Origin of the sequence: Streptomyces sp. NPDC048361 (assembly GCF_040651795.1) — a bacterium.
In the GTDB taxonomy this organism is placed as follows: domain Bacteria; phylum Actinomycetota; class Actinomycetes; order Streptomycetales; family Streptomycetaceae; genus Streptomyces.
Map to the genome: position 1 here is coordinate 17,995 of NZ_JBEZKW010000042.1, position 11,329 is coordinate 29,323.

The window sequence follows — 11,329 nt, forward strand, 5'->3', positions numbered from 1 at the left end:
ACGCTCCGGCCGCCCTTCGCGCTGCCGCTCCACCCGGCCGTCGCGCGGGGCGCGCCGTGCGCGGCGGCCGCCCGAGCCGCCGTCGCGGTCAGCCGCGCGCGGCCAGCCAGGCGTCCTCGGCCGCGTAGTCGAACAGGTCGCCGTACTTCGTCATCGCGGGGAACGCCTCGCGCCAGTCGCGCCCTTCCAGCTGACCCGCGATCCACTCGACGGTCCGCGGCAGCGACTCCGCATACCCGGTCACCGGCCGATAGCCCAACTCCCGCTCGGCGGCCGACATGTCGTACACGATGGGGTGCGGGCCACTCCAGGGAGTCAGCCCGACGCCGCTCTCCGTCTCGCCCTCCACCGGCACGATCTCGCTGCGCACCCCCAGGACCTCGTCGATGGCCGTGCTGATCTCCGTGACCGTCGGCGCCTCGGGGTCCGCCGCGTTGAGCACCCGCGAGGCCGGCTTCAGCGCCGCGAGCCGGATGAGCTCGGCGATGTTGGCCGCGTGCGCGGGATGGAAACGGCTGCGCCCGTCGAACGCCAGGATCCGCGCCGGCCGGCCGTCCAACGCCCGCTTCACGAAGTGCAGTTCGCGGGGGCTGCGGCAGTGCACGCCGTGGATCGCGCCCGCGCGCAGCAGCGTCGAGGGCAGCTCGGAATCCAGCAGCTCCCGCTCCAGGCGTATCTTCCTGGCGCTGTACGTGGCGTCGCCCGGCGCCACCGTGGCGAGCGATTCGGAGATCGGCACCGGATAGCACGGCGGTCCGGCCGGGCCCGCCGCCGTGTCGAAGCTGCGGCCCCGGTCGTCCTCGTACACCGCGCCGCTGGAGATCACCACCGCCGAACCGACCCGGTCACCGAGCCCGATCAGCTGCCGCGCGTGCTCCTTGCCGTACGCCACCATGTCGACCAGCACATCCACGCCGTCCCCGACGGCCGCGGCCACTGCCGCGTCGTCCTCCCGGTCCAGCCGCACGCGGCGGACCGCGTCGGGCCACGTGGGGTCCTCACCTCCGCCCCGTGACGCGGCGCGCACCTCCCAGCCGTCCTCGGCGAGTGCGCGCACCGCGACCCGGCCGATCTGTCCGGTGGCTCCCATGACGAGTGCTGTTCCTTTGCTCATGCCGCGAAGGTACGGCCCGCCGATCACCGCGGCCAGAGCGTTTCACCCTGCGCGGATCCGCCCAGGGCGCAGCCATCAGGGGAACTCGGGTGTCGGCTCGTGCTCGCTCAGTCCAAGCCCGGCTCAGCCCATGATGCCGCGGAACCGCCGCGACTCCTCGGCCTTCACATCGGCCGCGTAGCGGTCCACGTACTCCTGGCCTGACAACTCCATGACCTTGTACATGATTTCGTCGGTGACCGCCCGAAGGACGGCCTTCTCGCCCTCCATGCCCTCGTACCGGGAGAAGTCGAGCGGCTCGCCGAAGCGGATCGACACGCGCTTGATCTTCGGCAGGGCCTGGCCGGGTGGCTGGATCTCGAAGGTGCCCACCATGGCGCACGGGATCACCGGGACCCCGGCCCTGATCGCCATCACCGCGACGCCGACCTTGCCCTTGTAGAGCTTGCCGTCGGGGGAGCGCGTCCCCTCGGGATAGATGCCGAGCAACTCGCCCTTGGTGAGCACCCCGAGCCCCTCGCGGATCGCCGCCTGCCCGGCCTCCTTGCCCGACCGGTCCACCGGGATCTGTCCGACGGCACGGAAGAACGCCGCCGTGAGCCGGCCCTTGATGCCGGGCCCCGTGAAGTACTCCTGCTTGGCGAGGAAGGTGATGCGCCGCTTCAGCATCACCGGCATCAGGAAGTGGTCGGAGAACGAGAGATGGTTCCCCGCGACGATGGCCGCGCCGTCCTCGGGGACGTGCTCAAGCCCCTCAAGGCGCGGCCGGAACAACACCCTCAACAGGGGCCCCAGGACTGCGTACTTGAGGATGTAATAGAGCACCCGCGAGCTCCTCACCATGCCGAAGGGTGGCCAGTGTAGGCGCAGGCCCCGGCCGCTGTAACCACCGCCGACCGATCACGGGGGTGTCGCCCGGCGGGAGCGGCCGCCGGGTGGTGGCCCGGGGCTCAGCCGGTGAATCGCGCCCGCGCGATCGAGTCGGGGGCCGCGTCCGCCCGCGCCAGCTCACGGCCGTCGGCCGACCAGATGCCCGAACCGCCCGACGTACGGTCGAAGCCACCGCCGGTGGGGCCCGCGAAGTTGGCTGTCGCGGCCCATACACCGTGGTCGGCGGCGACCCCGCGGGCGCGCTCCGCGTGGAGCTCCGCCTCGTGATCGGCGTGGAGCACACCGGCCACGTCCGCCGCCCGGACGGCCTGCGCGTGCGCCAACGCGTTGCCGCTCACGTCGTACGCCGTACACCTCGGCTGCGCCACCGCGATGGTCAGGGGATGCCTCACTGCGAACCTCTCGTACGGAACGGCGCGGCCGGAGAAATGCCGCTCACGTACGGCTCGGGTCCTGCCCGGGCGCTGCTCGCGCACCCCTCACGTGCTGCGTGACACCGCGGCCGTGCCGATCGCGGTGAGCCCGAGCACCACCCAGCCGAACCACAGCCAGCCGCTGCTGCCGAGCGCCACCGTATACGCCGTGATCACCACCAGCATGACCAGGGTGAGCACCATCATCGACTTCGTCGAACGGGGCATCGCGGTCCCCTTCCTCCCGGCAGGTGCCGTGAAGGCCATGGTCACCCCGCGAGGGGTCCCGGCGCTACCGCCCGCGCGTGTTCAGGGAGGCGAGATAGGCGTTGTAGGCGTTCAGTTCCTTGTCGCCGTCGCGCTCGGCGGCCCGGTCGGTGCGGCGCGCCTGGCGCTTCTCGGTGGCGTACCACTGGAAGACGAGCGCGATCAGGACGAGCACGGAGGGGATCTCGCTGAACGCCCAGGCAATGCCGCCGGCGGCCTGCTGGTCGGTGAGCGCGTCGATGCCGAGCGAGGACGGCGGGTTCCTGTACGTGCCGATCATCGGCTCGCTCGCCATCATCAGGGCGATGCCGAAGAAGGCGTGGAAGGGCATCCCCGCGAACAGCTCCAGCATCCGCATCACATAGCCGGGGCGGTGCGGTCCCGGGTCGATGCCCATGATCGGCCAGAAGAAGACCAGGCCGACGGCGAGGAAGTGGACCATCATCGCGATGTGCCCCGTCTTCGACTCCATGAGGAAGTCGAAGATCGGCGTGAAGTAGAGCCCGTAGAGGCTGGCGATGAAGAGCGGGATGGTGAACGCCGGATGCGTGATGATCTTCATGTACCGGCTCTGCAGCAGCATCAGGAGCAGCTCGCGCGGCCCCTTGCGGCCACGCGTCGCGGAGACCGGCAGCGCGCGCAGTGCCAGGGTGACCGGCGCGCCCAGCAGTAGCAGGATCGGCGAGAGCATGCTGATCACCATGTGCTGCACCATGTGCACGCTAAACATGACCATGCCGTAGTCGTTGAGCTTGGTGCACATGACCAGCGCGATGGTCAGGACGCCCACGGTCCAGAAGATCATGCGGCTGACCGGCCAGCTGTCACCGCGCCGCCTGAGCCGGACCACGCCCCACGCGTACAGGGCGAGGCCGAGCAGACAGCCGACGAGGAAGAAGGAGTCGGCCGACCATTCCAGGCCCCGCGCCAGCGTGAACGGCGGCAGGTCCATGTTCATGTCCATGCCGTGCCCGCTGTGATCCATCCGCTGACTCCTGATTCGTACCGGTTGTCCCGCACCAGACTAGAACCGCCCCCGGCCGGTGATGCGGCCGGGGGCGGTTCATTGCGTACAAAACATTCCGGAAGCGACCGGAGGCACCGAAGCGACCGGAGGGACCGAAGCGACCGGAGCGGCGCGCCCGTGAGGTGTCCTAGAGGACGCACTCCGCTTCGGCGTACCGCTCGGCCGGGACGGTCTTCAGGGTGGCCGTCGCCTCGGCGAGCGGGACCATGACGATGTCGGTGCCGCGCAGCGCGGTCAGCATCCCGAACTCACCGCGGTGAGCCGCCTCCACGGCGTGCCAGCCGAAGCGGGTGGCGAGCACCCGGTCGTACGCGGTGGGCGTGCCGCCGCGCTGGACGTGGCCCAGGATGACCGGCCTGGCCTCCTTGTTCAGGCGCTGCTCCAGCTCGATGGAGAGCTGGCGGGCGACGCCGGCGAAGCGCTCGTGGCCGTAGACGTCGGTGCCGCCCACGTCGAACTGCATCGAGCCCTCGCGCGGCTTGGCGCCCTCGGCGACGACGACGATCGCGAACTTCTTGCCCGCCGAGAAGCGTTTGCCGACCAGCTCGGTCAGCTCGTCGATGTCGAAGGGGCGCTCGGGCACCACGATGGCGTGCGCGCCCGCGGCCATGCCCGAGTGCAGGGCGATCCAGCCGGTGTGGCGGCCCATGACCTCCACGATCAGGACGCGCTGGTGCGACTCGGCGGTCGTCTTCAGACGGTCGAGCGCCTCGGTCGCCACACCCACGGCGGTGTCGAAGCCGAAGGTGACGTCGGTCGAGGCGATGTCGTTGTCGATGGTCTTCGGCACGCCGACGATGGGAAGTCCCGCGTCGGAGAGCAGGGTCGCCGCCTTCAGAGTGCCCTCGCCGCCGATCGGGATGATCGCGTCGAGGCCCAGCTCGGCGACATGGCCCCGGGCGCGCTCGACGCCGTCGCGCAGATGCGCGGGCTGCACGCGGGAGGAGCCGAGGATGGTGCCGCCACGAGCGAGGATGCCGCCGACCGCGTCGAGGTCGAGCTTGCGGTAGTCGGCTTCGAGCAGGCCCTTCCAGCCGTCGTGGAAGCCGATGACCTCGTCGCCGTGGTCGACCACCGCGCGGTGCACGACGGATCGGATGACGGCGTTCAGGCCGGGGCAGTCGCCGCCGGAGGTGAGCACACCAATTCGCATTGCCCGGAGAACCTTTGCAACGTGGGCCGACGACCGGACCACGTCGTCCGGTTGGATCCCCGTCACCCTACCGGCGCAGGGTGACGGGGCCGAATCGGAGGTCCGACTGATGGACGTCGTACGAAAGTACGAAGTCCGTCGCGGCCGGAGGCGCGTTACGCGGGCTGGGTCGCCGAGGCGATGCGCTCGGCGCGCAGCGCCTCGTACCACCGGTCGTCGGTCGGCGGCAGCGCGTTCACATCGAGGGCCAGCTTCAGGAGCATGTCCGCGATCTGCGGATTGCGCGCGAGCACCGGACCGTGCATGTACGTCCCGAACACGGTGTCGTTGTACGCGCCCTCGGTACCGTCGCCCGTGCCGTTGCCCTTGCCCAGGCGTACCCGCGCGAACGGGCGGGCCGTGGGGCCGAGGTGGGTGATGCCCTGGTGGTTCTCGAAACCGGTCAGCTGGGGCAGGCCGAGGCGCTCGTCGATGTCGCCGAGCACATCGCCGACACACCGCTCGCCCTCGCCGCGCGTCGAGATCACGTCGATCAGACCGAGGCCCTGCTGGCGCTCGCCGACATCGTTGATGAACTCGTGGCCGAGGATCTGGTAGCCGGCGCAGACCGAGAAGATGATCGCGCCGTTGGACGCGGCGCGCTCCAGGCCGCCGTCGCGGCGCAGCCGCTCGGCCGCGAGCCGCTGCGGCCGGTCCTCGCCGCCGCCGATGAGGTAGATGTCACCGGAGGTCGGGATCGGCTGGTCGCTGCGCACGTCGAGCCGGTGCACGTCCAGGCCCCGCTGGCGCGCCCGGCGCTCCACGACCAGGGCGTTGCCCTGGTCGCCGTAGGTGCTGAGCAGGTCGGGGTAGACCCACACGAGGCGCAGGCTGTTGTCTGCCATGTCGCTTGCTTGCTCCTTGCTGGGGTCAGTTGCCGACGACGCGGCGTACGTCCTGGAACGCGGTGTAGTTGGCGATCAGCTCGATCCGTCCGGGCGGCGCCAGCTGCGTGCACTCCTCCAGGCTCTCGCACACCCGGAAGTCCAGGTTGGCGACCTCAAGGCGTACCGCCAGGTCCAGCTTGCGGTCGCCGATCACGAAGATCGGGTGGCCGGCGAGCCGGGTGTAGTCGACGTCCCACAGCCAGGACGTGTCCGTGCCGTCGGCGCCGCGGGCGTTGACGGAGAGGACCACCGGGGTCGGCGGCGGGTCGATGAGGGAAAACGTTTCGAGCCAGCCCGCCGGGTTCTTCGCGAGCAGCAGCCGCAGCTCACGGCCGGCGAAGTTGACCACGTCGTAACGGCCCGCCACCGCCTGCACCTGGTACATGCGTTCCAGGGCGACCTGCGGCGGCACGCCGAACACCGCGGCGACCGCGGCCGAGGTGGCTGCGTTCGCCTTGTTGGCGCGGCCGGGCAGCTGGAGGTGGATCGGCCAGGCCGAGCCGTGCGGGTCGAGGACGTAGTCGCCGTTGAGCACCCAACTGGGCGCCGGGCGGCGGAAACCGCACTCGCCGCAGAACCAGTCGTCGCCCGGGCGCTGCATCACACCACCGCAGGAGGGGCACGACCAGGCGTCGTCCTTCCACTCCTGACCGGCCGCCACCCACACCACGTTGGGCGAGGAGGACGCCGCCCACACGACCAGCGGGTCGTCCGCGTTGGCGATCACCACGGCCTTCGAACCCGACAGGCCCTCGCGCCACTTCTCGGCGAGCATCCGGGTCTCGGCGGCGCGGTCGAGCTGGTCGCGCGACAGGTTGAGCAGCGCGATCGCCTTCGGCGTCACATCGCGGGCCACGCCCGCCAGATACTTCTCGTCGACCTCGATCACGCCGTACTTCGCGTCCGAACCGCCCGCGAGCGCCGACGTGATGCCGGCCGGCATGTTGGCGCCGAGCGCGTTCGACACCACCGGGCCGCTGGCCCCGAGTGCCTCGGCGATCAGCCGGGTCGTGGTCGTCTTGCCGTTCGTCGCCGACACCAGGACGACGTCCAGATGAGTGGCGAGCCGCCCGAGCAGATCGGGGTCGAGCTTGAGCGCGACGCGCCCGCCGATCACCGATCCACTGCCCCGGCCCGCCGCGCGCGACACCGCCGCGGCGGCCTTGCCCGCGGTCACCGCCAGCTTGGCTCGCGGTGACAGGGGCCCGGCACCTCCAACGTGTCCTGACATCGTCCTTGATCCTCCTTGCGCCTGGGTCAGGTGTCAGCCTATCGAGATCCGGTCAGCGCCCCGAACCGCGCCACCATCCGAAATGGCCCGTGCCCCGAGGAACGTACTCTTGCGCCCATGCGCCACCGTCCCATTCCCGGCAGTTCCGGCTCCGTACGAGAGATGAGTCTCCTCGGTGACGGGTTGCTCCACGCGCCCTGCGAACCCGTCACGGAGTTCGGCCCCGCGCTGCACCGTCTCGTCGAGGATATGTTCGCGACGATGTACGCGGCCGACGGTGTTGGCCTGGCGGCGAACCAGATCGGCGTCGGACAGCGGGTGTTCGTGTACGACTGCCCGGACGACGAGGATGTGCGGCATCTCGGGTACGTCGTCAATCCTCGTCTGGTCGAGGCGGACGGGGTGGAGGTGCGGGGCCCGGAGGGGTGCCTCTCGCTGCCGGGTCTTGAGGCGCCGACCTCGCGCTTCGACCGGGCGGTGGTGGAGGGGGTGGACCTTGCGGGGGCGCCGGTGCGGGTCGAGGGGACGGGGTTCTTCGCGCGGTGCCTTCAGCACGAGTGCGATCACCTCGACGGTACGGTGTACGCCGACCGGGTGACGGGCCGGCACCGGTCCCGCTTGCAGCGCGCGATCCGCAAGGCCCCTTGGAGCTGACCCCTGGGCTCCGCCCCCAGACCCCGTCGTACCCGGGTGGTGCTGGGCGGGGTCAGAAGCCGGGGCCGCCGGCCCGGTCGCCCGCCGCGGCGAGGCGGCCCCACAGGAGATCCGCGAGCGCACGGACCAACTCCGGCCGGGAGCACGGCCGTTCGCCCAGCCACCAGTCACCCGCCGCATGCATCATGCCGACAATCCCATGCCCCCACACCCGCGCGAGCACCTCACTGCCCGGCCCGAGATCGATCCGCTCGGCTATGACCACGCCCAGGTCCTCGCCCATGCGACGGAGGAGCGGCGCCGAGTGGCGGCCCACGTCGAAACCCTGCTCGGACTCGGGCGCCGGCGCGTCCTCCGCCGGGTGCATGAGGAACCGGTACACCTGCGGCCGCGCCTCGATCGCCGCGAGATAGGTGTCGAGGGTCGCCTCGACCCGCTCGCGCCGCCCCGCGGGCGCGTCGAGCGCGGACCGCAGCGCGGCGAGCAGCGCGTCGGTGTGGCGCTTGGCGAGCGCGCGGTAGAGCCCGCCCTTGTCGCCGAAGTGCCGGTAGAGGATGGGCTTGGTGATGCCCGCCTCCGCCGCGATCGCGTTCATCGAGGCCTTGGGGCCGTCCCGGAGCACGACCCGGTCCGCCGCCTCCAGGAGTTCGCGCCGCCGGCGCTCGGCCGCCGTGCGCTGCTGCTCGGCCTGCTGCGTGGTCTCCATTGGGTTCGTCTCCCCGCCCGTACTGCCTGCTCCGTCGGCCCCCTCTCGGGAGCCTTGCCGCAACGTAACACTCCGCCCGTGGGGGACGCTGCGGGGCCGGAGGCCGGTTGACAGCGGCTACCCGTCGGTAACAGACTGCGGTTACCGCAAGTAACGCTTGAAGTGGTGGAGGGGACATGGCCGAGTTCACGATGGATCTCAGCGACGACCAGAAGCAGGTCCGGGACTGGCTGCACGGATTCGCCAAGGATGTGATCCGGCCCGCCGCCGCCGAGTGGGACGAGCGCGAGGAGACCCCCTGGCCCGTCATCCAGGAAGCCGCCAAGGTCGGAATCTACTCCCTCGACTTCTACGCGCAGCAGTTCTTCGACCCGACCGGTCTCGGCATCCCGGTCGCCATGGAGGAGCTCTTCTGGGGCGATGCGGGCATCGCGCTCTCCATCGTCGGTACCGGCCTCGCCGCCGTCGGCGTCCTCGCCAACGGCACCGAGGAGCAGATCGGCACCTGGATTCCCCAGATGTACGGCGATGTGACCGACGTCAAGGTCGCCGCCTTCTGCTCCTCCGAGCCGGACGCCGGATCCGACGTCGCCTCGATGCGCACCCGCGCCGTGTACGACGAGGCCAAGGACGAGTGGACCCTGAACGGCACCAAGACCTGGGCGACCAACGGCGGCATCGCGGGCGTCCACGTCGTCGTCGCGGTCGTCGACCCCGAGCTCGGCTCCAAGGGCCACGCCTCCTTCATCGTGCCGCCGAACACCCCGGGCCTCAGCCAGGGCCAGAAGTTCAAGAAGCACGGCATTCGCGCCTCGCACACCGCCGAGGTCGTCCTCGAAGACGTACGCGTCCCTGGCAGCTGCCTGCTCGGCGGCAAGGAGAAGCTCGACGAGCGCCTCGCCCGCTCCCGCGAGAAGGCGAAGGCCGGCGGCACGGAGCGCGTGAAGAACGCCGCGATGGCCACCTTCGAGGCCTCCCGCCCGGCCGTCGGCGCGATGGCGGTGGGCACGGCTCGGGCCGCGTACGACTACGCGCTCGAATACGCCAAGACCCGCGAGCAGTTCGGCCGCCCCATCATCGACAACCAGGGCATCGCCTTCCAGCTCGCCGACATGCGCACCCAGATCGACGCGGCCCGCCTCCTGGTGTGGCGCGCGTCCTGGATGGCGACCACGGGCAAGAAGTTCGAGTCGGCCGAGGGCTCGATGTCCAAGCTGTACGCCAGTGAGACAGCCAAGAAGGTCACCGCGCAGGCGATCCAGATCCTCGGCGGCAACGGCTACACGCGCGAGTACCCGGTGGAGCGTATGCACCGGGATGCCGCTATTTACACCATTTTTGAGGGCACCAGCGAGATTCAGCGGCTCGTCATCGCCCGCACCCTCTCTGGCATGCCCATCCGCTAGCCGACGGCACGCCCGCACCCTCTCAGCATGCCGAACCGCCGGCCGACGGGTACGCGAAGGCGCCCCACCCTCGAACAAGGGCGGGGCGCCTTCGCGTCGTGGGGCCGGGGTCAGGCGGGCAGGTTGGTCTCGATGAGGGCGACGACCTCGGGGGCCTCCGGCTCCGTGCGCGGGCGGATGCGGGCGGCCACCTCGCCCTGCGGGGAGAGCAGGAACTTCTCGAAGTTCCACTGGATGTCGCCGGCCTCGCCGTCGGCGTCCGCCGTCTTCGTCAACTCCGCGTACAGCGGGTGCCGGCTCTCGCCGTTGACGTCGGTCTTCTCCAGGAGCGGGAAGGTCACACCGTACGTCGCCGAGCAGAACGTGCCGATCTCCTCGGCGGTACCGGGCTCCTGGCCGCCGAACTGGTTGCACGGCACGCCGAGCACGGTCAGGCCGCGCTCGCCGTACTGCTCCTGGAGCCGCTCAAGACCCGCGTACTGCGGGGTGAGGCCGCACTTGGACGCCACGTTCACCACGAGCACGGCCCGGCCCTTGAAGTCGGCCAGCGAGGCCGCCTCGCCGGACAGGGTGCGCAGCGGGATGTCGTACAGGCTCATCGGTAACTCCTTCTGGAAAAAGGCGAGTTGATCGGTCGAGGTGCGTTGATCAGTTGGCGGCGGTGGGGGTGAGGGGGCGGAAGAGGCCTTCCTGGACCACCGACACCAGGAGTTCGCCCGCGCGGTTGTAGATCCGGCCGCGGGCCAGACCCCGGCCGCCCGTCGAGACCGGGGACTCCTGGTCGTACAGGAACCACTCGTCGGCGCGGAACGGGCGGTGGAACCACATCGCGTGGTCGAGCGAGGCCATGTCGAAGCCGCGCGGCCCCCACAGCGGCTCGACGGGGATGCGCACCGCGTCCAGGAGCGTCATGTCGCTCGCGTACGTCAGCGCGCAGGTGTGCACCAGCGGGTCGTCGCCGAGCGGGCCCACCGCCCGCATCCACACCGCGCTGCGCGGATCGGCACCCTTGATCTCCTCGGGCGTCCAGCGCAGCCGGTCCACGTACCGGATGTCGAACGGCTGACGGCGCGCCATCCGCTCGAGCGCCTCCGGCAGCGCACCCAGGTGCTCACGGATCTCCTCGGTGACCGAGGGCAGCGACTCCGGCTCGGGGAATTCCAGGCGCGGCGGGAGCTGGTGCTCGATGCTGCCCGGCTCGGGCCGGTGGAACGACGCGGTCAGGTTGAAGATCGTGCGGCCCTGCTGGACCGCCGTGACCCGGCGCGTGGTGAAGGACCGCCCGTCGCGGACCCGCTCCACCTGGTAGACGATCGGCACACCGGGGCGGCCCGGCCGCAGGAAGTACGCGTGCAGCGAATGCACCGGGCGCTCGCCGTCCGTGGTGCGGCCGGCCGCGACCAGCGCCTGGCCCGCGACCTGGCCGCCGAAGACCCGCTGGAGGGACTCCTCGGGGCTGCGGCCACGGAAGATGTCGACCTCGATCCGCTCCAGGTCGAGCAGATCGACGAGTCTCTCCGCCGGATTGGTCATGTCGTCGC

13 protein-coding genes are annotated in these 11,329 nt (G+C 70.8%); 2 read left to right on the forward strand and 11 right to left on the reverse strand.

The genetic code is table 11. The features are described 5' to 3' along the window. Positions 1-88: 88 nt before the first annotated feature. From AB0D31_RS23295 to AB0D31_RS23330, 8 genes are all read right to left on the reverse strand, one after another. Positions 89-1,114, reverse strand: coding sequence for an NAD-dependent epimerase/dehydratase family protein (locus tag AB0D31_RS23295; protein ID WP_362726273.1), 1,026 nt, complete (start codon positions 1,112-1,114; stop codon positions 89-91). A gap of 123 nt (positions 1,115-1,237) precedes the next feature. Beyond that, positions 1,238-1,939 (reverse strand): lysophospholipid acyltransferase family protein, encoded by a 702-nt coding sequence (locus AB0D31_RS23300; RefSeq protein ID WP_362726276.1) that lies wholly within the window; start codon positions 1,937-1,939, stop codon positions 1,238-1,240. A gap of 125 nt (positions 1,940-2,064) precedes the next feature. After that, positions 2,065-2,397 (reverse strand): hypothetical protein, encoded by a 333-nt coding sequence (locus AB0D31_RS23305; protein ID WP_362726279.1) that lies wholly within the window; start codon positions 2,395-2,397, stop codon positions 2,065-2,067. Between the two features lie 87 nt (positions 2,398-2,484). Further along, a complete protein-coding gene (locus AB0D31_RS23310) occupies positions 2,485-2,646 on the reverse strand; it encodes a hypothetical protein (protein WP_162952649.1) in 162 nt (53 codons plus the stop codon). A 64-nt stretch (positions 2,647-2,710) separates the two neighbouring features. Next, on the reverse strand, positions 2,711-3,670 hold the full coding sequence (locus tag AB0D31_RS23315; RefSeq protein WP_362726281.1) for a cytochrome c oxidase assembly protein: 960 nt from the start codon (positions 3,668-3,670) through the stop codon (positions 2,711-2,713). Between the two features lie 169 nt (positions 3,671-3,839). After that, positions 3,840-4,865: a 6-phosphofructokinase gene (locus tag AB0D31_RS23320; protein ID WP_362726284.1), complete on the reverse strand. Its 1,026-nt coding sequence runs from the start codon at positions 4,863-4,865 to the stop codon at positions 3,840-3,842. Between the two features lie 155 nt (positions 4,866-5,020). Further along, positions 5,021-5,749, reverse strand: a complete 729-nt coding sequence (locus tag AB0D31_RS23325; protein ID WP_267054444.1) for a glutamine amidotransferase — start codon at positions 5,747-5,749, stop codon at positions 5,021-5,023. Between the two features lie 25 nt (positions 5,750-5,774). Continuing rightward, positions 5,775-7,022 (reverse strand): MurT ligase domain-containing protein, encoded by a 1,248-nt coding sequence (locus AB0D31_RS23330; RefSeq protein WP_362726287.1) that lies wholly within the window; start codon positions 7,020-7,022, stop codon positions 5,775-5,777. A gap of 117 nt (positions 7,023-7,139) precedes the next feature. Between AB0D31_RS23330 and def the strand changes: the two genes are divergently transcribed. Continuing rightward, entirely contained in the window at positions 7,140-7,676 is a 537-nt protein-coding gene (def, locus tag AB0D31_RS23335; protein WP_362726290.1) for a peptide deformylase, read from the forward strand. Positions 7,677-7,728: 52 nt separating this feature from the next. Here the strand turns inward: def and AB0D31_RS23340 are convergent, their stop codons facing one another. After that, positions 7,729-8,382, reverse strand: a complete 654-nt coding sequence (locus AB0D31_RS23340; RefSeq protein ID WP_362726293.1) for a TetR family transcriptional regulator — start codon at positions 8,380-8,382, stop codon at positions 7,729-7,731. A gap of 176 nt (positions 8,383-8,558) precedes the next feature. Here AB0D31_RS23340 and AB0D31_RS23345 point away from each other — a divergent pair, with 176 nt between their 5' ends. Then, positions 8,559-9,788, forward strand: coding sequence for an acyl-CoA dehydrogenase family protein (locus tag AB0D31_RS23345; protein ID WP_362726296.1), 1,230 nt, complete (start codon positions 8,559-8,561; stop codon positions 9,786-9,788). A gap of 110 nt (positions 9,789-9,898) precedes the next feature. On the opposite strand, the gene AB0D31_RS23350 is transcribed toward AB0D31_RS23345, so the two are convergent. Together AB0D31_RS23350 and AB0D31_RS23355 are read right to left on the reverse strand one after the other, a co-directional pair. Then, complete coding sequence (locus AB0D31_RS23350; RefSeq protein ID WP_362726298.1) at positions 9,899-10,387, reverse strand: glutathione peroxidase; 489 nt, start codon at positions 10,385-10,387, stop codon at positions 9,899-9,901. 49 nt (positions 10,388-10,436) lie between these two features. Next, positions 10,437-11,321, reverse strand: a complete 885-nt coding sequence (locus tag AB0D31_RS23355) for an acyl-CoA thioesterase II (RefSeq protein ID WP_362726300.1) — start codon at positions 11,319-11,321, stop codon at positions 10,437-10,439. Between the last annotated feature and the right edge of the window lie 8 nt (positions 11,322-11,329).

Bases quoted from the DNA above. Each gene is read 5' to 3' on its own strand.
- AB0D31_RS23345 (WP_362726296.1), top strand. From the start codon at position 8,559: ATGGCCGAGTTCACGATGGATCTCAGCGACGACCAGAAGCAGGTCCGG.
- AB0D31_RS23355 (WP_362726300.1), bottom strand. From the start codon at position 11,321: ATGACCAATCCGGCGGAGAGACTCGTCGATCTGCTCGACCTGGAGCGG.
- def (WP_362726290.1), top strand. From the start codon at position 7,140: ATGCGCCACCGTCCCATTCCCGGCAGTTCCGGCTCCGTACGAGAGATG.
- AB0D31_RS23310 (WP_162952649.1), bottom strand. From the start codon at position 2,646: ATGCCCCGTTCGACGAAGTCGATGATGGTGCTCACCCTGGTCATGCTG.
- AB0D31_RS23350 (WP_362726298.1), bottom strand. From the start codon at position 10,387: ATGAGCCTGTACGACATCCCGCTGCGCACCCTGTCCGGCGAGGCGGCC.
- AB0D31_RS23340 (WP_362726293.1), bottom strand. From the start codon at position 8,382: ATGGAGACCACGCAGCAGGCCGAGCAGCAGCGCACGGCGGCCGAGCGC.
- AB0D31_RS23320 (WP_362726284.1), bottom strand. From the start codon at position 4,865: ATGCGAATTGGTGTGCTCACCTCCGGCGGCGACTGCCCCGGCCTGAAC.
- AB0D31_RS23315 (WP_362726281.1), bottom strand. From the start codon at position 3,670: ATGGATCACAGCGGGCACGGCATGGACATGAACATGGACCTGCCGCCG.
- AB0D31_RS23325 (WP_267054444.1), bottom strand. From the start codon at position 5,749: ATGGCAGACAACAGCCTGCGCCTCGTGTGGGTCTACCCCGACCTGCTC.
- AB0D31_RS23295 (WP_362726273.1), bottom strand. From the start codon at position 1,114: ATGAGCAAAGGAACAGCACTCGTCATGGGAGCCACCGGACAGATCGGC.
- AB0D31_RS23330 (WP_362726287.1), bottom strand. From the start codon at position 7,022: ATGTCAGGACACGTTGGAGGTGCCGGGCCCCTGTCACCGCGAGCCAAG.